This window comes from Bacillus altitudinis 41KF2b, from assembly GCF_000691145.1.
Classification (GTDB): domain Bacteria; phylum Bacillota; class Bacilli; order Bacillales; family Bacillaceae; genus Bacillus; species Bacillus altitudinis.
In genome coordinates this window covers 106,882-131,777 of sequence record NZ_ASJC01000002.1, presented here as the reverse complement: position 1 = coordinate 131,777, position 24,896 = coordinate 106,882, and the positions used below count along the sequence as shown (strand labels likewise).

General features: G+C 41.9%; 21 protein-coding genes. 15 read left to right on the top strand and 6 right to left on the bottom strand.

Annotation, left to right across the window (positions count from 1 at the left end):
* Positions 1-107: 107 nt before the first annotated feature.
* On the top strand, positions 108-314 hold the full coding sequence (locus BA79_RS04660) for a hypothetical protein (RefSeq protein WP_008346803.1): 207 nt from the start codon (positions 108-110) through the stop codon (positions 312-314).
* 46 nt (positions 315-360) lie between these two features.
* Here BA79_RS04660 and yumC read toward each other — a convergent pair whose 3' ends face one another.
* Complete coding sequence (gene yumC / locus BA79_RS04655; protein ID WP_008346801.1) at positions 361-1,359, bottom strand: ferredoxin--NADP reductase 2; 999 nt, start codon at positions 1,357-1,359, stop codon at positions 361-363.
* Between the two features lie 389 nt (positions 1,360-1,748).
* Here yumC and BA79_RS04650 point away from each other — a divergent pair, with 389 nt between their 5' ends.
* The 4 genes from BA79_RS04650 to BA79_RS04640 all read left to right on the top strand — a co-directional run bounded on the left by BA79_RS04650 (position 1,749) and on the right by BA79_RS04640 (position 4,373).
* The gene (locus BA79_RS04650) at positions 1,749-2,966 is read left to right on the top strand and encodes an NAD(P)/FAD-dependent oxidoreductase (RefSeq protein ID WP_162149727.1); all 1,218 of its coding nucleotides are present in this window, start codon (positions 1,749-1,751) and stop codon (positions 2,964-2,966) included.
* A gap of 135 nt (positions 2,967-3,101) precedes the next feature.
* Complete coding sequence (locus BA79_RS19445) at positions 3,102-3,227, top strand: YuiA family protein (RefSeq protein WP_008346797.1); 126 nt, start codon at positions 3,102-3,104, stop codon at positions 3,225-3,227.
* Between the two features lie 81 nt (positions 3,228-3,308).
* Positions 3,309-3,629, top strand: a complete 321-nt coding sequence (locus BA79_RS04645) for a YuiB family protein (RefSeq protein ID WP_003212933.1) — start codon at positions 3,309-3,311, stop codon at positions 3,627-3,629.
* Positions 3,630-3,728: 99 nt separating this feature from the next.
* Positions 3,729-4,373, top strand: coding sequence for a 3D domain-containing protein (locus BA79_RS04640; RefSeq protein ID WP_017358926.1), 645 nt, complete (start codon positions 3,729-3,731; stop codon positions 4,371-4,373).
* A 40-nt stretch (positions 4,374-4,413) separates the two neighbouring features.
* On the opposite strand, the gene BA79_RS04635 is transcribed toward BA79_RS04640, so the two are convergent.
* A complete protein-coding gene (locus BA79_RS04635; protein ID WP_008346791.1) occupies positions 4,414-4,890 on the bottom strand; it encodes a divergent PAP2 family protein in 477 nt (158 codons plus the stop codon).
* Positions 4,891-5,216: 326 nt separating this feature from the next.
* Here BA79_RS04635 and BA79_RS04630 point away from each other — a divergent pair, with 326 nt between their 5' ends.
* Positions 5,217-6,707 (top strand): leucyl aminopeptidase, encoded by a 1,491-nt coding sequence (locus BA79_RS04630; RefSeq protein WP_008346787.1) that lies wholly within the window; start codon positions 5,217-5,219, stop codon positions 6,705-6,707.
* 338 nt (positions 6,708-7,045) lie between these two features.
* Positions 7,046-8,374: a Na+/H+ antiporter family protein gene (locus tag BA79_RS04625; protein WP_008345907.1), complete on the top strand. Its 1,329-nt coding sequence runs from the start codon at positions 7,046-7,048 to the stop codon at positions 8,372-8,374.
* A 47-nt stretch (positions 8,375-8,421) separates the two neighbouring features.
* On the opposite strand, the gene BA79_RS04620 is transcribed toward BA79_RS04625, so the two are convergent.
* The 3 genes from BA79_RS04620 to adeR form a co-directional block, all read right to left on the bottom strand.
* A complete protein-coding gene (locus BA79_RS04620; protein WP_008345905.1) occupies positions 8,422-9,018 on the bottom strand; it encodes a biotin transporter BioY in 597 nt (198 codons plus the stop codon).
* Between the two features lie 116 nt (positions 9,019-9,134).
* On the bottom strand, positions 9,135-10,271 hold the full coding sequence (gene ald / locus BA79_RS04615) for an alanine dehydrogenase (RefSeq protein WP_017358929.1): 1,137 nt from the start codon (positions 10,269-10,271) through the stop codon (positions 9,135-9,137).
* 110 nt (positions 10,272-10,381) lie between these two features.
* A complete protein-coding gene (gene adeR / locus BA79_RS04610) occupies positions 10,382-11,611 on the bottom strand; it encodes a sporulation transcriptional activator AdeR (protein ID WP_008345900.1) in 1,230 nt (409 codons plus the stop codon).
* 407 nt (positions 11,612-12,018) lie between these two features.
* Between adeR and BA79_RS04605 the strand changes: the two genes are divergently transcribed.
* From BA79_RS04605 to BA79_RS04570, 8 genes are all read left to right on the top strand, one after another.
* Positions 12,019-12,312 (top strand): WXG100 family type VII secretion target, encoded by a 294-nt coding sequence (locus BA79_RS04605; RefSeq protein WP_003213769.1) that lies wholly within the window; start codon positions 12,019-12,021, stop codon positions 12,310-12,312.
* A gap of 95 nt (positions 12,313-12,407) precedes the next feature.
* Positions 12,408-12,647, top strand: coding sequence for an ESX secretion system protein YukD (gene yukD / locus BA79_RS04600; protein ID WP_008345897.1), 240 nt, complete (start codon positions 12,408-12,410; stop codon positions 12,645-12,647).
* A gap of 14 nt (positions 12,648-12,661) precedes the next feature.
* Positions 12,662-13,975 carry a type VII secretion protein EssB gene (gene essB, locus BA79_RS04595; protein ID WP_007500453.1) on the top strand — a complete coding sequence of 438 codons (1,314 nt, stop codon included), beginning with the start codon at positions 12,662-12,664 and terminating at the stop codon, positions 13,973-13,975.
* 51 nt (positions 13,976-14,026) lie between these two features.
* On the top strand, positions 14,027-18,502 hold the full coding sequence (gene essC, locus BA79_RS04590; RefSeq protein ID WP_035701223.1) for a type VII secretion protein EssC: 4,476 nt from the start codon (positions 14,027-14,029) through the stop codon (positions 18,500-18,502).
* Positions 18,499-21,396: a type VII secretion protein EsaA gene (esaA, locus tag BA79_RS04585; RefSeq protein WP_008345891.1), complete on the top strand. Its 2,898-nt coding sequence runs from the start codon at positions 18,499-18,501 to the stop codon at positions 21,394-21,396. The genes essC and esaA overlap by 4 nt, the downstream gene beginning before the upstream one ends.
* The gene (gene essA / locus BA79_RS04580) at positions 21,377-21,874 is read left to right on the top strand and encodes a type VII secretion protein EssA (protein WP_017358933.1); all 498 of its coding nucleotides are present in this window, start codon (positions 21,377-21,379) and stop codon (positions 21,872-21,874) included. The genes esaA and essA overlap by 20 nt, the downstream gene beginning before the upstream one ends.
* Positions 21,875-21,973: 99 nt before the next feature.
* Positions 21,974-22,717 (top strand): (S)-benzoin forming benzil reductase, encoded by a 744-nt coding sequence (locus BA79_RS04575; protein ID WP_035701612.1) that lies wholly within the window; start codon positions 21,974-21,976, stop codon positions 22,715-22,717.
* Positions 22,718-22,861: 144 nt separating this feature from the next.
* On the top strand, positions 22,862-23,395 hold the full coding sequence (locus BA79_RS04570; RefSeq protein ID WP_035701221.1) for an HD domain-containing protein: 534 nt from the start codon (positions 22,862-22,864) through the stop codon (positions 23,393-23,395).
* Here BA79_RS04570 and BA79_RS04565 read toward each other — a convergent pair.
* The gene (locus BA79_RS04565) at positions 23,392-24,876 is read right to left on the bottom strand and encodes an esterase/lipase family protein (protein WP_035701218.1); all 1,485 of its coding nucleotides are present in this window, start codon (positions 24,874-24,876) and stop codon (positions 23,392-23,394) included. The two genes, BA79_RS04570 and BA79_RS04565, sit on opposite strands and share 4 nt — an antisense overlap.
* Positions 24,877-24,896: the final 20 nt, after the last annotated feature.

Below are 24,896 nucleotides of genomic sequence, written 5' to 3'. Positions count from 1 at the left end.
ATCGCTCAATTTTGTTACAGCTTGTCCTCACAACTGGCTATTTCCCCTCGAAAAGAGTATCATGAGAACCAAACATAAACTGTCATCAGAAAAGAGGTTGCTGAGGTTTGAGTGAACAAATCAATTGCAGGAACTGTCATGAACTGATTCCGTATCGGTCCAAAACATGTCCATCTTGCGGGATAGACAAGCCGCTTCCGAAAAAGGAACGTGTGAAGGATCGGGTAATTTTGGTTGTGGCAGGAATTGTTGTGGTGTTACTTGCTGCAATGGTACTTGGAATGGCGAATGCCTATATTGGGATTTTTAAATAAACAAAAAAGGAGTTCCGCAGATGGAACTCCTTTTTTTGATCCGTTCTTATTTATTTTCAAATAAGCTTGTGGAATGGAGCGGCTGTACACGGGCTTTCGGGTCCATGTAGGCTTTCGCGTTGTTCACAGCAGTTGGTGCTTCACCAAATCCGCTTGCGATTAATTTGACTTTTCCTTCATACGTACAGATGTCTCCTGCCGCATAGAAGCCTTCGATGTTTGTTTCCATCGTGGATTTGACCACGATAGAGTTCTTTTCGATTTCAAGGCCCCATTGTTTGATTGGTCCAAGGGAGGAAACAAAACCGAAGTTGACGATCACATCGTCCACATCTAGTACTTGTTTTTTATCGCCTTTCACTTCTTCAAGCACAATTTGTTCAATGCGTTCTTCACCAATGAGCTCAGTTGGCACAAATGGTGTCAGCACATTGACTTTCGAGTTGTGCAAGTTTTCTACACTGTGCTCATGTGCACGGAATTTATCACGACGGTGAATAATCGATACTTCTTTTGCGATTGGCTCAAGCATCAGTGCCCAGTCGACCGCAGAGTCTCCGCCGCCAAGAACAGCAACACGTCTACCAGCGAATTGGTTCAGGTCATTGATGAAGTAATGCAGGTTGCTTCCTTCAAATGATTCTGCTGCATCTAGCTCAAGCTTTCTCGGTTGGAATGCACCGTTACCAGCTGTAATGATGATTGTTTTTGAATAATGAACCTCTTGATTCGTAACGAGTTTGAAAATACCGTCTGCTTGTTTTTCAACCGTTTCCACAGCTTGCTCTAAGCAAATGGTTTGGTCAAATTTATCCATTTGTTCCTTTAAATTATCAACTAATTCTTGTGCGCGGATTTTTGGGAAACCAGCCACATCATAAATGTATTTTTCAGGGTAAAGAGCGGATAGTTGACCGCCGAGCTGAGGAAGGCTCTCAATGATTTTCACACTTGCCTGTCTCATGCCTCCGTAAAACGCAGTAAACAATCCGACTGGGCCGCCCCCGATAACGGTAATGTCATATACCTTAGAATCTTCTTGCATTCCTTAATCCTCCCAAATGAAAATTGTTATCACTATATCATATCATACCACATATCGTCGTTTGACTTGTTTTGAAAAACTTGTCGTTTTTTGATGCCGATGCTGTGAAAAGGGGAAAAAAGAGAGAAAGACCGTTTATCCTAAGGATTTTCAGTTTAAAGCCTTGAAAAAAGGAGCAGAACTCGCTATTATTGTTAAGGGAACTAAATATTAATTTTTTATGAATTTTTGTCGGAAACGGTCAAATGCTTTCGTTTTTTGTAGGTGAAAGTTCAGATTTTCACATACTTATTTTTTGTTTAAATTTCATAAAATGCCGCAAAGCGGTTGAGAATAACGATATGTAATTCTTTATCCGTTTTACAGCAAATTTAAAAAAGGTGGATGTGATTCCAGTGAATAAACCGAAAATCGTTGTATTAGGTGCAGGTTATGGCGGATTAATGACTGTAACAAGATTAACAAAACAGCTTGGCACAAATGATGCGGACATTACTCTTGTGAACAAGCATAATTATCATTACGAAACAACATGGTTACATGAAGCAAGTGCAGGTACTCTTCATCATGACCGTTGTCGTTATCAAATCAAAGATGTGATTAACAGTTCCCGTGTCAACTTTGTACAAGCAACAGTTGAAAGCATTAATAAGGAAGAGAAGAAAGTTGTGACATCAGATGGCGAACTTTCTTATGACTACCTTGTTGTTGCGCTTGGTGCTGTTCCTGAAACATTTGGTATTGCAGGACTGAAAGAATATGCATTCTCAATCTCTAACATCAACTCTGCTCGTCAGCTTCGTGAGCATATTGAGCTTCAATTTGCGACTTATAATACAGATGCTGAAAAGCGTCCAGAGCGTCTGACAATCGTTGTCGGCGGTGCAGGCTTCACAGGTATTGAGTTCCTTGGTGAGCTTGGAAACCGTGTACCTGAGCTTTGCAAAGAGTATGATATTGATCAAAAAGACGTGCGTATTATCTGTGTAGAAGCTGCACCAACAGCTCTTCCAGGATTTGATCCTGAATTGATCGACTATGCGATGAACTACCTTCAAGGTAAAGGTGTTGAGTTCAAAATCGGTACAGCGATCAAAGAATGTACGCCTGAGGGCATCATTGTTGGAAAAGACGATGATACAGAAGAAATCAAAGCTGAAACTGTTGTATGGGCTGCTGGTGTACGTGGTAACCCAATCGTTGAAGAAGCTGGATTTGAAAACATGCGCGGCCGCGTAAAAGTGTCTCCAGATCTTCGTGTACCAGAAAATGAAGATGTATTCATCATCGGTGACTGCTCATTAATCATCAATGAAGAAATTAATCGTCCATACCCACCTACTGCACAAATTGCGATGCAGCAAGGTGAAACAGTAGCGAAAAACCTTGCAGCACTAGTAAAAGGTGGCACGCTTGAAAGCTTTAAGCCAGACATCAAAGGAACAGTTGCTTCTCTTGGTGAACACGACGCTGTAGGTGTTGCGTTTGGTAAAAAACTTCAAGGAACAAAAGCTTCTGCAATGAAAAAAATCATCGACAACCGTTCATTATTCATGGTTGGCGGACCAGGACTTGTTCTGAAAAAAGGAAAATTCAAGTTCTTCTAAACCGATATAGACAAAAACGTGTATCCCTGTGGTACACGTTTTTTCATGTTTGACGGAATATTTTCTCACTTGGTACTGGACAGAAAAATATGTTATGATTAATTATCAGAAAATTTAGATTAAGGAGTGAGCAATATGAATGCACAAACGAAAGAAAAAAAGTCAACTTGTCAGTATTGTTCAGGAAAAGGATATTTTCAGTTATTGCTCGGCGGATCAGAAACATGTGAGGAATGTAAAGGGACAGGAAAGAAGCATTAATCTTACGGCTTTTTCCATTGATTGACTTCATCTCTATTTCCAAGTTAAACTAATGATGGGATATTTGGGGGTGGAGATGAAGTGATCAGTTTACCAGTCGTTATCATTTCAGTTATTTTATTTTTCGTGTTATTCTTCGGCATTGGCTTTTTGCTGAATATGCTGCTGAGAATGTCATGGATTATGGCAATTTTATATCCAATTGTATGCCTTTTCATTATCAATAATCAAAAGATGATCGCTTATGTAAGAGAACCAGGCATTGCTTTTTCCGGGATAGGAGACCGCATCGTTTCTCTTGCTGCGGCAGATATCATCATTTTATTAAGTGGTCTAATTGGTGCCATTGCCTCAGGTTTTGTCATCAATGCCCTTCGTAAAAGAGGCTATCAAATGTTTTAACTCACTTGTCTACACGCAAGTGGGTTTTTTTGTTTCTCCTTTGCATAGTTTCCATTTTGTTTGGAAACAAATAGATGGGTAGAGGAGTGACAAATAGAAATGAAAACATGGATGAAACGATTGTTCATGACAGGTCTGTTTATGCTTGCCTTGATGACAAGCTTTACGGGCATATCTGGCGTAGAACCAAGTGATCTCGCTGCATGGGTGAAAGAGACCGATGCCGGTAAGCACGTATCTTCTTTTTTAAAGCATCCAAAAAGGCAGACGATGGCGGTGAAAAGTGATGATTTGCGTGCTGTTTCTCTCGAAGAAGCATTTAATTGGAACGATTATCCGAAGCAAAAGGTTGTCGCCACAGGTTATACAGCAGGAGTAGAATCAACAGGTAAGACGAAAGAACATCATGCATATGGCATTACATATTCAGGCGTCAAAGTAAAACGTGATTTATATTCAACCGTGGCAGCGGACCCATCTGTCTTTCCGATAGGAACTGTCCTGTTTATCCCCAATTATGGCTATGGTGTAGTCGCAGATACTGGGAAAGCGATTAAAGGTCATAAGCTTGATTTATATTATGAAACGGTTGATGATGTGTATAGAGAATGGGGTAAAAAAGTGCTGGACGTTTATGTGATTAAAAAGGGTGAAGGGACGCTGACAGAAAAAGACTTAAATCAGTTGAATGAAGCAGAATCGATGCAAGTGTTCCGGCAGCAGTTTCAAGCCAATAAAGAATAAAAAAGCTTTGGATCTCAAAAGGTCCAAAGCTTTTTCGTTTCTACATGAAGTAATAATCTAAGATGAGTGTGAGCAAGATTCCTGTTAAGCCGCCGAAGAAGACTTCAATCGGCTTATGCCCAAGAAGCTCTTTCAATTTCTTTTGCTTCTCTTTTTCTTCCGCATTTGGGAAGTTCTTTGCCTCGGCAACAAACCGGTTAAAATCTGTGACCAGTTTGTTCAGGACAGTTGCCTGTTCTCCTGCCTGTCTGCGAACACCTGTCGCATCAAACATTGTAATAATGGCAAAGATGGCGGAAATGGCAAAAATAGATGTTCCTAGCCCGTGCTCTAAAGCAACTGCTGTTGAGAGTGCTGTTACTGCTGCGGAGTGTGAACTTGGCATTCCGCCTGTGCTTGTAATGAGCGACCAATCTAGTCGTCTAGAAATGATAAATTGAATCGGTACTTTTACAAATTGTGCAAAAAAGATGGCTGCAAGGCTGGCAAGCAGCGGAAAATTCGTCAGTACGCTCATGAACAAGAAACATCCTCTCTTTAAGAAAAAATAACGTGCGAAATGATAAAGTATTTACCCTAGTAAGATAAAAAAATGATGGCAGTAAGAACTGTTGCCAAGTCCATGTTCATTATAACATTAAAGAAAGTAGATGTGGAACGAGGAGACCATGGACAGGCTGCTATGGATCGCTGCCGCTTTTTCATGATGCCCTTCCGCGTGCCAAAATATAAATGTTCTTCAAGGGAAGACAGGCTGGCAATGATCGTATCAGCACATAAATTTTGATATAATAGAAGTTCCAATGTGAAATATGGAGTTCATTGAAGGAGCGTGTGATAAATATGTTTTTCTCGACAAATGAGTTGCAACATAAAGATACACTGGCCATCGGACTTTTTCAAAAGAGCCAATTATCAGGAAAAGCAAAAGAAATGGATGAATTACATGGAGGAAGAATCACTGAATTACTAAAAGAAGGCGATATTTCGTCTAAGCGAAATCAGCTTTCGAAATTTTTCCCATCCCCTGAAACCGGCATTAAACGTATTTATTTTGTCGGGCTTGGGAAGGAGTCAGATTACACGTTTGAAGAGGCAAAGGAAGTGTTTGCGCATTTATTTAAAAAGCTTCATCAAGATAAAAAGCAAGCAGTTTCGGTTTTGCTTGATACATTTACAGGAAAGGATCTGCCTGTTCAAGATGCAGCCCATGCCCTTTCTGAAAGCTGCCTTTTAGCTACATATGAATTACAAGATTTTAAACATAAAACGAATGAACCGGATCGCTTTATCGAATTTGTTTATGCAACAACGGATCATGATGCTGCCGAAATTCAGGCAAGTCTGAAAGTGGGCGAAGTCTACGGACAATCGGTCAATTCGGCTCGTACACTTGTGAATATGCCGCCGAACATGCTCACGTCCTCTGATCTTGCATCCTATGCGGCAGAGCTTGCTTATAAATATGAATTCGAGATTGAAATTTTAGATAAAGAACAAATGGAAGAGCTCGGAATGGGCGGTATTCTAGCCGTTAATAGAGGCTCAACAGAACCACCGAAGCTAATTGTATTGAAATATCAAGGCAAGGAAGAATGGACAGACGTCATCGGTCTTGTCGGTAAAGGCATTACGTATGATACAGGCGGGTATTCCTTAAAGCCAAGAGCAAGTATGGTGGGGATGAAAACAGATATGGGCGGTTCAGCCTCTGTTTTAGGCGCAATGGAAATCATCGGTGAACTTCGTCCAGAGCAGAATGTCATTGCGGTCATCGCCTCAACAGATAATATGGTCTCAGCAGATGCGATGAAGCCAGATGACGTCATTGTCTCACTAAGCGGCAAAACAATCGAAGTGCTTAACACGGATGCAGAAGGTCGTCTTGTTTTAGCAGATGGTGTGACCTATGCGAAGCAGCATGGTGCCTCTGTGCTTGTGGATGTTGCGACATTAACAGGCGGTGTCATTGTGGCACTTGGGAATGAAACAACAGGCGTAATGACCAATAACGATGAACTGTATGCCCAGTTTAAAGAGGCATCAGAAGAATGCGGGGAAATGATTTGGCAGCTGCCAATCACCGAAAAAGATAAAAAACGAGTAAGAAACAGCAAAATGGCTGATCTGAATAACTCACCAGGTCGTGATGGTCATGCGATCATGGCAGGTGCATTCATTGGGGAATTCGCTGAAGACACCCCTTGGGTTCACTTAGATATTGCAGGAACAGCCACGACAGAAAAGCCTTCATGCTTTGGACCAACAGGAGCAACAGGTGTGATGGTCAGATCATTAGCAACATTTGTGGAACGATTTGAACCGAAGAAATAACGACGGAAGCTCTGCCAACTGGCAGAGCTCAGCGTGTAGACAAACCCTCGCATTCGGTGTCAGTCCTGCGCTTCGGTGCTCACGAATGTCAAATTCGCTCCGCGCCGATGCTCGTCCTTCCTAGGGCTGCAAAGGTTTTCTATCACGCTGAAAAGAAGACAAAGGGCTAAAATAAAATTCATTTTAGCCCTTTGTCAACAATCTGAGCTCTGCCAACTGGCAGAGCTTTTTTATGTAGGACATACGCCATTTGACGAAGTAAATATTCTATGGTACCATACGTTGGTACTTTAATTATCTACTACATTAGTAAACTAAAGGATTTCGGAGGTTTCACCATGAATGCAGTTGTTTTAGCGGTTGTTTTAATGTTGATATTAAGCTTGCTGCGGGTCAATGTCGTGATTGCGCTGGCACTTGGCGCTTTAGCGGGCGGACTTGCAGGTGGATTAGGTCTAGGGGGAACCGTTCAAGCGTTCACTGACGGTCTTGGCGGAAATGCGACAGTGGCGATTAGTTACGCACTATTAGGTGCATTCGCAGCTGCATTGACAAAAACGGGTCTTCCTGATGCCATGGTCGAAGGAGCTGTGAAGCTTCTTGGAAAAGAAGGCGATTCAAGAAGAAAAACATTATCAAAAGTGCTCATTATTCTGGTCATTTTGATCGTATCTTGTTTTTCTCAAAACGTTGTTCCTGTTCATATTGCCTTTATTCCGGTCTTAATCCCGCCATTATTAAAGGTGTTTAACGAGCTTCAAATTGACCGCAGACTGCTAGCATGTGTGATGACTTTCGGACTTACTGCACCATATATTTTACTTCCGGTCGGTTTTGGACAGATTTTTCACGGAATGCTTCGTGACAACATGAAAGATGCAGGTTTAACAGTGAATTTAGCAGACATTCCGTATGCGATGCTGATTCCTGTAGGCGGCATGGTTCTTGGCTTGATCGTTTCACTCTTTGTCTATCGTAAGCCAAAAACATATGAAAATCGTGACATTACGGATGTAGAAAAATCAGCATATACAAAAAAGAGCTTATTCTTTGCTGGGCTTGCGATCCTTGTATCACTTATTGTTCAGTTATATCTCTCTCAAAGCCTTGGAGTCGAAGGGATGATCTTCGGTGCGCTTGCAGGCTTGCTTGTCTTGTTTGTAACGGGAATGATGAAACGCGATGAAGCAGATGCGCTGATTACATCTGGCATGAACATGATGGCATTTATCGGATTTGTCATGCTTGTTGCAGCTGGATTTGCCAATGTTTTAACGAAAACAGGAGATATTGAATCTCTCGTCAAGGCATCTTCTCAATTTATCGGAAACAGCCAAAGCTTAGCGGCCATTTTAATGCTACTGGTGGGTCTGCTAGTGACAATGGGCATTGGCTCATCATTTGCAACGATTCCGATTATTACGACGATCTTTGTACCGCTTTGTTTACACTTAGGGTTCAGCCCAATGGCGACTATTGCGATTATTGGTTCAGCTGCGGCTGTAGGAGATGCAGGTTCACCTGCAAGCGACAGTACACTCGGACCAACATCTGGACTGAATATGGATGGACAGCATCACCACATTTGGGGTACATGTGTCCCAACATTCGCCTTTTATAATATCCCGCTCGTCTTGTTCGGCTGGCTTGCGGCAATTATGCTATAAATGAAAAAAGGTTCCTTACTCATAGAGTAAAGGAACCTTTTCTGATGTTAGGAAGCTGTTTGTTCTTTTCGAAAGGATGTAGCTTTTGAAACAGATCGATAAATTTTAGGTGCCAGCATCGCAAGGAGGATGGTCAGCGCGTAGTCTTTTACCATAAACCATATCATGAAGAACCATGTGGTTTGATAAGAGATTGGTGCGTTCAGCCATACATTTAATGCGATGTACGTATAAGTTGTCCCGATCACATACATCACGGTCGTTCCTGCAATGGCTGCAAATAAAAAGCGGCCAAAACCAGGGTTTTGTCTTTTTTCAAGAATGAATCCGGCAAGCCAAGCAGCAGGAATGTATGATAACACAAAGCCACCGCTTTTTCCTAAAATAACGCCGAGACCCGCCGAGAACTGTGCGAATACAGGTGCACCAGCGATCCCAACAAGAGCATAGACAATCATGGCCAATGCGCCAAGTCGTCTGCCCAGCAAAAGACCAGCAAGCACACAAAAAAACGGCTGCATCGTAAGTGGGATTCCGCCGACCTGTAAAAATGGCACAATGGATGTGATATTGGCTCCGATAGCCATGAGTGCAGCAAACATCCCGACGAGCACAAAGTCAGCTGTTCTTGTCTTCTTTTGCATGATATTTCCCCCTGTCTTATCTGTACAAATAGATTAAGGGGAAGAGGTTCTTTTGTCAACTCATTTTTATTTTAGGTTAACAATAAAACCCGCCCCTGAAAAGGGCGGGCTAGATATTAAGCTTCGGTCATGGAAGACGTTTCAAGGGCTTTACTAACAGGCACATAATCATAGCCGAGATCACGAGCGACAGCTTCATAGGTGATATGTCCATTCATCACATTAACGCCTTCAGCAATCGCCTTGTTTTCTTTGATCGCTTTTGCAGCGCCTTTATTTGCAATCTGCAGTGCGTATGGGACCGTGACGTTTGTTAAAGCAACTGTCGATGTTCTCGGAACCGCTCCTGGCATATTGGCAACAGCATAATGTAAAATGCCGTGCTTTTCATAAGTAGGCTGATCATGTGTTGTGATATGATCGATTGTTTCCACAATCCCGCCTTGGTCAATGGCTACATCGACAATGACAGAACCAGGCTTCATTTGTTTCACCATTTCTTCTGTGACAAGGGTTGGTGCTTTAGCACCTGGGATGAGAACCGCACAAATGAGCAGGTCTGCCTCGCTCACTGAATCTGCAATGTTAACAGGATTAGACATTAACGTTTTCATTTGATGACCAAACTGATCGTCCAGCTGACGTAATCGTTCCGCATTTACATCAATAAGGGTGACATCTGCGCCAAGTCCGATCGCCATTTTCGCTGCATTTGTTCCAACGACACCGCCGCCAATAATGGTGACTTTCCCTCTCGATACTCCTGGCACGCCGGCGAGCAAAATGCCTTTTCCGCCTTTTGGCTTTTCTAAAAATTGAGCACCAATTTGAGCAGCCATTCTACCTGCTACTTCAGACATTGGCGTTAATAGAGGGAGTGATTTTCCGTCCGTTACCGTTTCATAAGCAATGGCTGTCACACCTTTTTGTTTTAATGCTTCAGCCAAGGAGGGCTCTGCTGCAAGGTGCAAGTACGTAAATAAGATCAGACCTTCTCTGAAATAAGCATATTCTTCTGGTAATGGTTCTTTTACCTTCATAATCATATCAGAAGATGCCCACACATCTTTCGCTTGATCAAGAATCTCTGCACCAACAGATACATAATCGTCATCAGTGAATCCGCTTCCAAAACCAGCGTTCGTTTCGATTAAAATCTGGTGTCCAGCTGAAAGCAATTGAGATGCTGCTCCTGGTGTTAATGCGACCCGGTTTTCATTGTTCTTAATCTCTTTCGGAATGCCGATGATCATATCAATTCCTCCTATGCTTATCTATTGATATTGTATGTCTAGTGTATCCTGAAAGTTTAGAAAATTCTTCGGTTGAATGAAAAAATTAAAAAACGCCTCTTTGTGAAATTTCACAAAGGGACGTTTTTTAGCTTCATATCAAGATAAATAGTCATTTTCTCATTCATGTTTTTTAAATCAATTTCTGCAATGTCCGTAATCCGCTTCAGTCTATAATTCAATGTGTTGATATGAATATTTAACTGCTTTGCGGCGATATTGGCGTTGCTGTCACAATCAATAAATCGTTCAAGGGTCTCGACGAGGTTGGAATGATGCCTGAGATCGTAATCCTCAAGCTTTGATAAAGAGTAACTGGAATAAGACGATCCCTTTCGTTTTTCAGCAAGCACATCTAAATATTGATAAATACCCAGTTCAGAAAAGCTGTTTAATTGTTCTGTTTCCACAGGAAAGCGTTCTTTTGTTTTTAAGACGGCCAGTGCTTCTTTATAGGATGGCTGAATATGAGTAATGTGATCGTAAATTCCACCAATGGCTGCTTGAACGTCATGGAGTTGATACCGATCAGACAACTGCTTTAGCATGCCGCTTGTGAATTGTTTAATATCTTGAAGCGGATGTTCTGTTTTTGGCGAGACAAGAATAATGAATTCGTTAAAATCAACAGTCGTTAACAGCACCTGCACTTGCTGCGTTGTTTCAAGCAGATAGGAGAGCTTCTTTTCCGTATCTTCTGTGAGTTCATCACGAAGGCGAAAAATAATAATCGCATACGTGTCTGGACACCTCATCCCAAGCCTCAAGAAGAGATCAAGCATCTCATCCTTTTCATGAATATGTCCTGTGAGCATCTTCCAAAATAGCTCCTGATTGCGTTCTTCTGTTTTCGTTTTTCGAATTTGTAAATTGAGTAATTTGTTTTTCACGGCATGTGCTGCCATCTTGAGAAGGTCCATTTCTTCATCTGAAAAAGGCTGCGTGGATTCAATTGCCCAGATAAAGCCGAGCACCTCTTTGTCTTTCCATATGGAAATGGCAACCCTGCTGGATAGACCGACTTCTGCAATTTGAGGTACGCGAAGCGGTTCATCTGTTTTAAGGAGTGTAGGAATGATACCGTCTTTCCAAAGCCGATTAATGACTTTTTCCGGTACACGGCGGGAGATAATGGTTGAAGTTCTGGCGGGATCAGTGAAATCATTATGTGTGCTATAGGCTAATAATCGATGATGAGTATCTTCTATAGTAATAGGGCAATTGAGCACATCACTAATTTGGTCTGCCACATCCTCTAAACGATCAAGGCTATACTTAAATGGATCTGTCTTTTTTGTCATAAAAAACCCCTGCTTTTTCGAATATTTCACGTACTTACATTATGAAGAGAATCAGGTACGTAAATCAACAAGAAAATGCCATAATCATTAAAAAAACAAAAAGCTTGAGAAATGAGCACATTGGTCATGCGTTGATCATAAAAAGAAATAGTACAATAATAATGTAGTAAAAAATCAATAGGCGGAAAGATTCATCGAAGTGCACGCCCTTTTATTAAGAATATATGACCAAAAAATTGTTAAATACTAGATAAAGAGCGAAAAAACAGTAATTCTATAGACTCATTTTGTAAAATAAAAACAGATTTGTTTGACTGTGTATCATTTCTGTTTTTATAATAATAACGTCAAAAAATAAGTGGATTAGCCCATTATATGGCGGCTATGCACGGGAGGTAATGAGGAATATGTCAGGAATTATTCGCGTAACCCCAGAAGAACTAAGAGCGACCGCTAAGCAATATGGTGTTGAAAGTCAAGAAGTGTTAAACCAAGTTGATCGTCTAAATAGAATGATCTCTGACCTAAAAGGAATGTGGGAAGGTGCTTCTAGTGAAGCATTCGCTGATCAATACGAACAGCTAAAACCTTCATTCATCAAAATGTCTGATCTATTAACAGATGTCAGCAATCAGCTTGATCAAACTGCAAATACACTTGAAAGCACTGACCAAGACATCGCTAGCCAAATCCGCGGCTAATCAAAGGGATTTCCTTTCTAAGTGTGAAAAGCAGAAAAAGCGCCGAGTCTGTCAGTTGATGCCGGCGCTCTTTCTATTTTGTGAGGTGGAAATTTGTGTATATCGATATTACCATCGACTTAAAAAACTATGATGGCAGTGTGTTTGATTTGAGACTATCAAATTATTTACATATTAAACAAGTCATCCATATCGCCTGGCAGGCAAAACAAATCTCACTACCTAAACGAGATGGCGGATGGGTGCGTGTAGTCAATAAGAAAGCTGTGTTTTCAGGCGAATATAAGCTGTCAGACTGTGGAATCACCACAGGAGACAGGCTGGAAATACTATGAAAGGACTTTTGTAAATGGCAGATAAAAAGAGTTCCTATTTAGAAGAACAATTAGAAGCAGTCATGAAAAAAGAGGAAGGCACTTACACCTTCATTTTTCAAAGAGAGACAATTAAACTCTTAGACGGTTTAGAAGCGGCACCGATTAAAGACATCAATCCTTCATTTAAAAAAGAGATCCAATTAACCGAAGGTGAGGTCATCATTTCGATTCAACCGCCTCCTGCCTATCAGGAATTTCGTTTCATCCATGCAAAGGATGAAAAAAGCAAATGGATTTTTTCATACCAGCTTGTCGATGCAGTGTGCAAACACGATGTGAAGCGGCTGCATCCTATTGTTTCTCCTGAAAACATTGTTTTTCATCAAGGCTTAGCGCCTGCATTTTTGCATTACGGGGTCAAAGAAAGCATCCCGCCATATGAAACCGACCAACAACGTTTGTTAAAAGAGGTCAAAGCCGTCATTCTTCGAGTGGTGGACCATGAATATCAGTTTCAAGAATATTTGGCTTATCATGATACGTTGAAATTATCTGAGCAGGCAAAGGAAATAAGTGATACACAGTCGCTGGAAGAATTGTCTGCTTTGATTCAACAAAAAATAGAAGCCATCGAAGCAAAAGAAAAGACGCTCTTAACCATTCCAAAAAAGAAATGGAAGATTGAACGATACATTGGACTTGGCCTCCTTGTTCTTTTGATTCCTGCATTGGTGTATACCATTTACACGTTCTTTTTCGCCATGCCGAAACAAGAAGCGTATGTGGAAGCGAACAAGTATTATCTCAACAAACAGTACAGCCAAGTGGTGGATACGCTCGAAAAATACAAAGCCGATCAAATGCCAGTCTCTCTTCAATATGAACTGGCCATTTCGTATGTGCAAACGAATCAAGGGAATCTATTGCTTGACCAGCACAAAAAAGAAATCACGGATACGTACACATTGCAGACAGACCCGCAATACTTCCTGTTCTGGATTCATATTGGACAAGGCAATAGCAAGGAAGCTCTGGATATTGCAAGGGTGCTCGGGGACGACCGATACATATTCACAGCACTCGTCGCCTACCGCAATGAAATTCAAAATGACGACAGCCTATCTGCTGAAGAAAAACAAAAACAGCTAGATCCAATCATTAAGGAAATGGCAAAATATGAAGAAAAAGAAACAACGGAGACGAGCACCAATGACTCCTCAGATGCAAGCCAAACAGATGAAACAGCTGAACAAAAAGAGCAGTCAAAAGCCGATCAGGAGAAAAAAGAGAAAGAATCTGATGCAAAAAAGAAAACCTCTCAGACGAAAAAAGATGAGAAAAAATAATTCTTTCGATACAACTGACAGTTGGTGCTGTCCGATGAGGAGGTGGAGCGTTTGAATCTTCTATGGGTTTTTTATGAGGAAGATTATCAAACCGTCCGTTTAGATGAGCAGTTCAACCGGGAAGCTGTGATTGGACCTGAAATAGAGCATACAGTAACGATTCCTTCCCTTTCGTTTGATGAAGGATTGATTCGTTTATCTCCAGATGAAACGAATGACGGCTTTTCTCTTTATCAGGGCGAAAAAAAGAAAGGTCACTTACTTCCACATGAACCATATCAGGTTGGTTCACTCACACTCATGTTGATGGATTCACATCATGATCAAACCATTTATTACCTAGGAAATAGAGTCGAAGTGACTATTTCAAGTGAAGAAATAGATGAAGCGGATGTGTGGAAAGAAGAAGCCCATTCAATGTTTCAAGATGCCAAATCCTTCACGTTGGAAAAAATAGAAGGCACTTGGTATGTCATTCCCCAAGATGAAACGATCTATGTGAACGGGAAACAGCTGCACGGTCCACAGCAGCTTCTTGCTGGAGATGAGTTGTTTTGGAACTTTTTGACGCTGTCATTGAAAGATGATGATTTATTGCAAGTAACAGCATTTGAACCATTTCAAACACGTTTAGAAAAAACAAGGCCGCCGAGTACCGAAACGAAACAAAAATATCCTTTATATAGACGAACACCACGTTTGATTTACGATCTGCCAGATGACCGGGTGTCTTTCAGCTTTCCTTCACAGGAGAGTGAAAATAACGGCAGAGGACTTTGGCTCGTGGTTCTTCCGCCGCTTGTCATGCTTATTGTCATGGGGATCGTGGCCCTTGTACAGCCGCGAGGTATCTTTATTGTCGTGTCGATGGCGATGTTTATTATGACGTTAATTACTTCGTCCGTTCAATATTTTAAAGAGAAATCACAGCGCAAAAGACGAGAGGAGAAGCGGCAACGCGTTTACTCTCTTTACTTAGAAAATAAGCGGAAAGAGCTGCAAGAGCTGTATGACCGTCAACAATTTATTTTAACGTATCATTATCCGTCTTTTGAACAAATGAAATATTTGACGTCAGAAATCAGCGGGCGTATTTGGGAAAAGACGCTTGTCAGTGATGATTTTTTACAGCTGCGTCTAGGGACAGGTGCAGTTCCTTCAAGTTATGAATTATCGACGAGCGGCGGCGATATGGCCAATCGTGACATCGATGACTTAATGGAACAAACACAGCATATGCAAAACGTCTATCGCGAGGTAAAAGATGTACCGATTACGTTCGGTCTTGCGGACGGTCCAACCGGATTAATAGGAAAACCGGCAATTGTCAAAAATGAGCTTCACCAGCTTGTCGGCCAGCTTGCTTTCTCGCACAGCTATCATGATTTGAGATTTGTTTTTATCTTTAATGAACAGGAGTATGAGAACTGGGAATGGATGAAATGGCTGCCGCACTTCCAACTTCCTCATACATACGGGAAAGGGTTTATATACAACGAACAAACACGTGATCAGCTCTTGTCTTCTATTTATGAAATTTTGCGAGAGCGTGATCTGGAAGAGGAAAAAGAGAAAAAAATCTTTACGCCTCACTTTGTGTTTATCGTGACAAACCATGAACTCATTGCGGAACATGTGATTTTAGAATACCTAGAAGGCAGCCGGACTGATTTAGGCATCTCTATTATCTTTGCGGCAGAAACAAAGGAAAGCTTGGCTGAAAATATTTCAACGCTTGTTCGTTACATTAACGAAGAAGAAGGAGATATTCTTATTCAGCATAAGAAGGCCGTACGAATTCCATTTCAGCTGGATGCACATGAGCGAGCGGACAATGAGCTGTTTGCCAGAACCTTAAGAACATTAGATCATCAAGTCGGGATGACCAACTCGATTCCAGAAACGGTCTCCTTCCTTGATCTGTTTCATGCCAAACAGGTAGATGACATTGGCATTCGTGAAAAATGGCTGACATCTGAAACAGCCAAGTCATTATCTGTGCCTATCGGTTATAAAGGAAAAAATGATATTGTCGATCTGAATCTGCATGAAAAAGCACATGGCCCACATGGTCTGTTAGCGGGAACAACGGGATCAGGAAAAAGTGAGTTTTTACAGACGTATATTTTATCCTTGGCTGTACACTTTCACCCGCATGAAGTGGCGTTCCTGCTCATTGATTACAAAGGAGGGGGAATGGCGCAGCCGTTCCGAAATATTCCGCACTTACTTGGTACGATCACAAACATTGAAGGCAGCAAAAACTTTAGTGAACGAGCGCTTGCCTCTATTAAAAGTGAACTGAAGAAAAGACAGCGCTTGTTTGATCAGTATCATGTGAATCATATCAATGACTATACGAAACTCTATAAAGAGAAAAAGGCGGAACAGGCGATGCCTCATTTGTTCTTAATCTCTGATGAGTTTGCTGAATTAAAAAGTGAAGAGCCAGAATTTATTAGAGAGCTTGTCAGTGCCGCGCGGATTGGACGAAGTCTCGGTGTCCATCTCATTTTGGCGACACAAAAGCCCGGCGGGGTCATTGATGATCAAATTTGGAGTAACTCCCGCTTTAAAGTCGCATTAAAGGTACAAGATGCGTCAGACAGTAAGGAAATTTTGAAAAATAGTGATGCAGCGTCGATTACCGTGACAGGTCGTGGATATTTACAAGTGGGGAACAATGAAATCTATGAATTATTCCAATCGGCGTGGAGCGGTGCACCGTATATGGAAGATGGCTACGGATCAGAAGATGACATCGCCATTGTAACGGACACTGGACTGATCCCATTATCAGGGGTAAGTACAGAGCCGGCTGTGAAAAAAGAGACAGTGACGGAAATTTCCGCTGTTGTGGATGAAATTGAACGTATGCAGCAGGAGCTTGGAATTGAAAAGCTTCCGAGTCCATGGCTTCCACCGCTTGAAGAACGGATTCCAAAAACACGTTATGCATCAAGTGAAGAGCACGTCTTCCATTTCGCTCTTGTCGATGAGCCAGATCAGCAAAGCCAGCATCCACTTTCTTATCAAATGATGGAGGATGGAAATATTGGCATCTTCGGTTCATCCGGCTACGGCAAATCACTTGCTGCAACAACACTGCTTATGAGCTTCGCAGAAAGATATTCACCTGAAGAATGGCATGCATATATTTATGACTTCGGTAACGGCACCTTGCTACCGCTTGCCAAACTTCCGCATACGGCTGATTATTTCTTAATGGATCAAATGAGAAAGATTCAAAAGTCGATGAAGCGTCTTCGTGAAGAGGTTGAATATCGCAAGCGTTTATTTAGACAGCAGGAAATGAGTCATATCAAAATGTACAATGCGCTGAATGAGAAAAAGCTTCCATTCATATTTATCGTGATTGACAACTTTGACATTGTGAAAGACGAAATGCATGAACTCGAATCTGAATTTATTCAGTTAAGCCGTGATGGACAATCGTTAGGCATTTATTTCTTAATCACAGCGACTCGTGTCAACGCAGTCCGTCAATCGCTTATGAACAACTTGAAAACAAAGATTGTCCATTACTTAATGGATCAAGGAGAGGCATACTCCATTATTGGCAGACCGAAATTCAGCTTAGAGCCAATTCCAGGACGAGTCATTATCAACAAAGAAGAGCTTTATTTTGCCCAAATGTTCCTGCCAGTTGAAGGAGAGAACGATCTCGAATTGTTTGAGCATTTAAAACAAGAGATCCAGCTTCTAGATGCTCGCTTTGAATCAGCTGAAAAACCAAAACCTGTGCCGATGCTTCCTGATAAGCTGACCATTTGGGAGCTAGAGAGTCGCTTAGAAGAACAAAAACAGCCGTATGACATTCCAGTCGGACTAGATGAGGAATCTGTTGCACCTGTTTACTTTGACTTGAAGAAGAATAAACATTGCCTCATCATCGGTCAAACGCAGCGAGGGAAAACAAATGTGACCAAACTAATGCTTGATCAGCTATTAGTAGCAAAACCTGAGAAGCTGGCCGTCTTTGATTCGATTGATCGGGGGCTCTCTCATTATGCAAAAGAAGAAAACATTCATTACCTTGAAACAAAGGATGATATCACAGAATGGGCAGAGGAAATAGATCGTTTATTCAAGGTGCGTGAAGAGATGTACGTCGAAGCTGTGCGCCGGGGAGAGACTGATCAGTTGTCGTTCTCTCAAATTGTGCTTGTGATTGATGGCATTACGCGTTTTCAGCAGACAATCGACCCGCGTCTTCAAGATCAATTGGCAGATTTCATGAAATCATATGCACACTTAGGCTTCAGCCTGATCGCATCAGGAAATCATACCGAATTCAGTAAAGGCTATGATGCACTCACAAACGAAATTAAACAGGTTCGTCATGCCATGTTACTGATGAAAAAATCAGAGCAAAACATCATACCGCTTCCGTATGCAAGACAAGAACCAGAGATTCAGCCAGGATTCGGATATTTGGTTGAAAACGGGAAAGAGAAGAAAATCCAGGTTCCTTTATGTGCGGTAGAAAGGAAGAGTGTTCAATGACAGAGCAGCAAAAAAGCTCCATCAAAATCGTGTCGACCATGATACTGATTCTCGTCTTGCCGGTTCTATTTTTCCATCTCATTGGGGATGATCCGGCAAAACAGAAAAAGAATGCCACACGTAACATTGCCGTGGTCAATGAGGATATGGGGGCGAGCGAAAGTGAAAATACCGCTCGTTTTGGACAGGATGTGGTGGCGGCATTATCAGAGCGTCCAGATTACACATGGACAGTCGTCAATCGAAGTGCGGCAGAAAATGGCCTGAAAAATAGAAAGTACGATGCAGTTCTCTATATTCCATCTGACTTCTCTAAAAATGTGCTGAGCTATGATAAGGATCATCCAGAGAAGGCATCTATCCAATTCTCAATCCAAGATCAGCTCAATGCAGTGAATAAAGAAAAAGTACAAAGAGAGCTAGAAAATGCTCAAAAGAAAATGAATGAACAAATGTCGACTTTATATTGGAGTTTTGTATCACAGGAAATCGGCAATGTCAGAGAAGAGTTTGAGCATATTGTTGGTAAAGAGGTCGAATTCCAAAACACGATGTACAACTTCTATAAGCCAAATTCAAACAAACTATCTGATGCCGTCCAGCAGCAGAAGAAACAAATAGAAGAACTAAAAAATGCGATGGCCGACTCACAAAAACAGTATAAAGACGGTTTAAGTACAACAGAAGAAGCGAAAAGCCAGCTGAAGGATTTCGTAAAAGTAGTCGATCAATATCAGCAGTATCAAGACAAACAAAAGGATCTCTTGATCAAAGCGCAATCGACAAGCAAAAAACAAATCCAGCAAGGACTCAAACAGCTTGCGGAGATTCAAAACCAAAACGCCCGCAGCTTTAGCGATCAAATGGGCGGACTCAAAACCGATATCAATGGGGTCCAAAGTCAGCTTAAAACAACGGACAGCGCAATTCAATCTGTTCAAAGGGCAAGAGAAGACGTAATTCCTAAGCAATCGTCGGGATTAACGGACCTTGTGAAGGCGTCTCAAGAAGAACTATTGAAGAATTATGAAGGTCAATACTTAGAGGCCTATAAAAGTAAGATCATCGCCTTGCAGAATAAGCTAGAGACAAAAAGGCAAGAGTTAATGAACGCGCCCGAGCAGCCAGCTGATCCTGATGATGACGGGCAATCAGATCAAGATAACGAGAACCCAGAAGAGATTGGCATTAACTTAGATGATGAAACAAATGAACTCTCGCAAATTTCATCGGAAATGAACGATCTAGCTGATCAATTAGAAGATCAGACTGCACCTCCTACTAATGAAGATGATAAAGAGAGTGAAAATGGCCAGGATGCTGTTCAGCCAGATAACAGCGGCACGAATCAATCAAAAGACGACCTGAAAGCACTGTCTAATCGTTTAGAAGAAGTGAAAAAGAAGATTCAAGAAAAAGCGGCCGCTCATAACGACCAATTGAAAGACAAAGTAAGTCAAATGAGTAAGGAGCTTGAAAGCCTCACGAAAAAAGTAGAGAAGCTTGAAAAGATGATTCTAAGGTTACAAGATCGATATAACGTCATTCCGAATGAAATCAAAAATCAGGAATCCTCTATTTTAAACAAAGTGCAAGAGCTGAAACGAGTAAACTCGCCGATTGGCAACACTGTGAATACGAAAATATTTGATCAAGAGTTTAAAACAAATTCAACAAGCACCAAAAAGTTAATGGAATACTCCAATCAACTGTCTCAGCTAGAGATGATGCTTGGGAATCTATATCAACCAACAAACAACTCATCTCTACTAGACACAAAAGGAGATGAAATCCAGTCCATCCTTGCCATCAAAAAAGAAGAAACGGAAAACTGGGATACACTCAAAAATCAAATGCTGACGTCAAATGATGATGTGTCTACCTTTATTGATGAGATGCAAAAATTCTCAGATGGCTACGCAGAATACATTTCGACTCAGCAGGCAAGCATGGAACAGGAGTTAAATGCCATTTCTGAAAGTGCGGACACAGTAGCTGAACAAATGGCTGATCAAGGAGATGCGGTGTATACGGCAGACCTTGCGGGCAGTTCGATTGTTGTGAGTGCACAGGATTCAATTGGTCAGGAAGTGCTTCGTCTTTCTGAAAATATGAGTTCGTTAACCGACCGCCAAAAAGGGGTGGCGGATTATACGAATAATATTGAAGAAAGTGTCACAACCGTTCAAGAAAAAGCAGATACGTTGAACGAAAACTGGAGTAAGAATGTCAATTCTACGAAGCTTGTTCAACAAGATTTGAAGGGTATTTTAGGCAACACTTTAGACGATCAAGGCAACAGCAACTATGTGTATAACCATTTAGCCAATCCGCTGAAAATTAGCGGCGATGTGCCAGAAGAAAAAACGCAGACTGTACCGCCAGTAGTCATTTTGGTTATTGTCATGATCAGCAGTTTGTTGATTGGCTTTTTTAGCTCGTACTATGCGTCAGCGCCAATGCTGGTCAAAGGTGCACTGTTTGGTATTTTAAATCTGTTAGTCGGGCTCATGATCAGCCTGTTTGGACTCAACATTTACAAACTAGCTGATGACCAAGCCATTCAATGGTCCATCTTTACGATTTTGCTGCTAGTGGCATGCTCTGCCTTTATTCGCACAGCTTTCCTTTTCGGTTCAATTGCCGGATGGATGGCAGCAACGGCGCTTATATTCTTCTTTGTTGCACCGTTAATTGATTTGGTCATGCCAAACTTCCATTTTACAAATCCAGTGACAGACGTGTATCTGTCTATCCAATATGGAAATGGAGACAACTTCGGTATGGGCATCACAGGGCTACTGATTTTAACGATATTGTTCATGGTCATTCCACTAGTGAAGAAGCTATGGAAAGACAAAACAGAGGAACGTGATGTCACTCATGAGGCTTAATCTATTCGTCAAAGGGATGGCACTTGGTGTCATATCCCTTTTTCTCCTCAGTCCTGCTGCTTTTGCTGCTACAGGTGAAGATACGGATACGAATGTCAAGCCGAATGAATATCAAGAAAAGAACCTCAATATTAATTCGAGTATATTGAGGGATCAAACGAAATACGAACAAAGCAAAACAACATCTAAAGTCAAAACGGACATTCACTTTGCTGACCCGCCTAAGACCTCTGGTGGTCAACTTTCGCCGCAAATTTTTAGTGATCTGAAAGACAATCCGCCTAAAACGCCAGCTCGTATGATGAAAGAGATGAATATCTCTTTCAGCGATTCGGCTGTATCAACTCCTTCTGGCGATGATCATGAAAAGCAGAGATCGGCGCTTCTGCCAATCATTTTTGGCATCTTGATCGCCTTTGGCATCATTGTCATGATCATTCTGATTCCAAAGGTGAATGTGAAGACGGAAAAGAAATAGCCTGCCTCTTTAAAAAGGGGCAGGCTTTTCTTTATGCAGATTGCTTGATGTGATACCGATTCACTATTTAAAATAGTGTTATCAAGGGAGGAGATTGTCATTCGAATTTCAATCGTCACAGGCGGATCAAAAGGATTTGGTTTAGCACTTGTCAAACAGCTACTTTCACGCGGGGATAACGTGTACACCGCTGCAAGAAGTGAGTCGCCACTATCCCATCCACACCTCACGCATTCACAGGTCGATCTCACTGATGAGGAATCGGCTGCAAAGTGGCTTCAGGGCATCTTGTCCTCGCAAACTCTCGCAGACGCTGATGACATCTTGCTTGTCAATAATGCAGGAATGGTGACTCCTATCAAACGTGCAGGGCAAGGCGGAGAGGATACGCTTCATCAGCATTATACGCTGAACCTTGTCATCCCTGTTTTGCTCAGTCACGTGTTTGTGAGGAAGACACAATCTCTTGAAGGGAAGAAAACCATCGTGCATCTTTCTTCTGGGGCAGCTAAAAACCCGTACAAAGGATGGAGTGCCTATTGCAGTTCAAAAGCAGGGCTTGATATGTTTATGAGGACTTTACATGAGGAACAGCAGGACGAAACATATCCTGTCGCCACGTTTTCCTTTTCACCCGGTACGATTGATACGGATATGCAGGGAGAGATTCGGAAATCCTCCAAACAGGACTTTGAACAAATTGAACGGTTTCAGCAATTACATGAAACAGGTACGCTAAAGAGCCCAGATGAAGTGGCCGGTATTTTACTCGACCTTCTAGCAGATGACCCAGCTGGCGGTTGTGTATACGATGCCCGTGAGTATGGAAAAAAGCAGTCATAACGGCTGCTTTTTTCGTATTGTACAAGCAAAGACAGCTTATCGAGCATAAGCTAATTTTGAGACTCATCGGAAATATGACAGAACATTTGAGTTTCTTTTCAGAATATGTTAGGATGCTAAAAATATAGATAAGGAGGGGTTTCCATGAGAAAGGTTACATTAATGGATGTTTACACCCATCCAGTCGCTCAAAAATATTTAAATCGTTCAGGAAAAGCCCACGCCATTGCTTGTGCTTATCACGCATTCAAACTGGCGATGCAGGCGAGGATTAACCCGGATCTTGCTGTGAAAGCAGCACTCTTGCATGACATCGGCCACTATGAATGGTATACAGCAGGCGGAGAGTGGGATTACGAGACATATAGACGGAATGATATTCATGCCATTAAAGGGGCAGAGCGGGCACATAAACTGCTCATACGGCTCGGCGAGGAACCAAAAGCAGCCAAAGAGATTGCCCTTGCGATTTTGCTTCACACAGATTCATATTTGCCAGAGGGCGACCTGCATAAGGACACACTCCAGCAAATTGTGAAGAAAGCAGATGAAATGGACGAAGAGCCTGGTGGACACCATCATTACAGACAAATAGATGAATCACTTGCGCTCCAAAAAATTGCTGATTTGGATGAGAAGGTGCAGCAGGCGCTTCAGCCCATGAAACGCTCTGTTTAATATGGAATATCTCCATGAATCGTTCCGTGCTGATCCACATACAATGTGCGGATCACAGTACGGTTAAATGCCGACGTTCCTGACGCAGTGAGACCTGTGTAATGAACCGTGACGGAATAAGCACCTTCTTTTTTCAATTGAACGGCTGATGAAGAGCTCGTTTTCAGTGGATGATCCTTCTCGGCATCTTTAAAATAAGTGGTCTCTACAGTTTTGCTTAATCGTTTAATCAGCTTGCTCGAATGTGTCGATGCATCTCCTGATTTCGCTGCAGCGATTTTGATTTCTTCATTCAATGGTGAATCAAAGGATACAAGTAGCAAATAAGGATCCTTTTTTCCTGAATTTGATCGAATCGTCCATTTTCCTGGAACGGGTTTATTGATTTGCACATGGTGTGAATAGGCGCCTTCATATGGGAATGATGATTCGGATGTCGTCAAATTGGTTAAGACATCTCCATTTGGCGCAACGATTTCCGGATTGGCTTCCTGTCTTTCATTTAACCACTGAATCGATAGGCCATTCGTTCCTTCCTCTACATAGAACGCTTCTGTTTTATCCTTTTCACTTTCTCCACCTTTCACATAAACGTTTGTATTTAGCTCCGAAGCGACTGGTTCTTGCTCTTGTTCGTCTTCACTTTCAGCGCTTGCGGTACTTGCACGCAGCTGTGCCTGAAATACAGGGAACATGCTTGTGCCGTTTTTGATCGAAAAGTGATCCCATTTTCCTGTTAAAATATTGTTTGCATATGCTAGCTTTGTGCTGCTGACCGTCACAGCGCCATCGTTTGCACCAAAGCTTTTTAAATACATGCCGCCTAAATAAAGCACTCCGCCAAAGGTTCCCCAATCTGAACCAGAATAGGTTACATACTTATGAGGGAACGTCTCCAGCTGGTCGGTTTCACTTCGAAAAGCTGCCATCATCCCGGTTTGCAGAGAATAGAGCGCGTCGCTCTTTTGTCCAAGGATTTGCGCAAGCCAGCTTCCGCCTTTGCTATAGGCTAAATCCGCAAGCGGCGTCCCATAGTGTGGAGAGCCAAGTGTGATGACTTTCTCTACATATGGATGAGCGTTGTAATACACGAGGGCAGCCTGCGTATCCACTCCGCCTTTACTATGACCGATTACGATCAGTTTTCTGCCGAAAAATTCATAGATTTCTTTTAACTTTTCTGCTAATAGTTTCCCATTCTTTTTCATGTCCTGATCTGGATACAAATCTATGAACGCGCTTTCGTATCCGTTCAGAACAGCTTGTTTTGCCATATCGTTTCGATCAGACCATGTGGAGGAAGAACTGTTTATGCCATGAACAAAAACAAGTGGGGGTTTTGACAGGTCTTTTTGTACCGGTTCTTCTCCTTTAAACCACTTCCCTGGTGTACCAGGTGCATCTCCAATTGTGCCTGCGTGCGCATAACTTGCAGAGGATAGTAAGAGCATGACAGCAACGATACAGATTAATTTTTTCAAGATCATTCACCTCTTCAAAT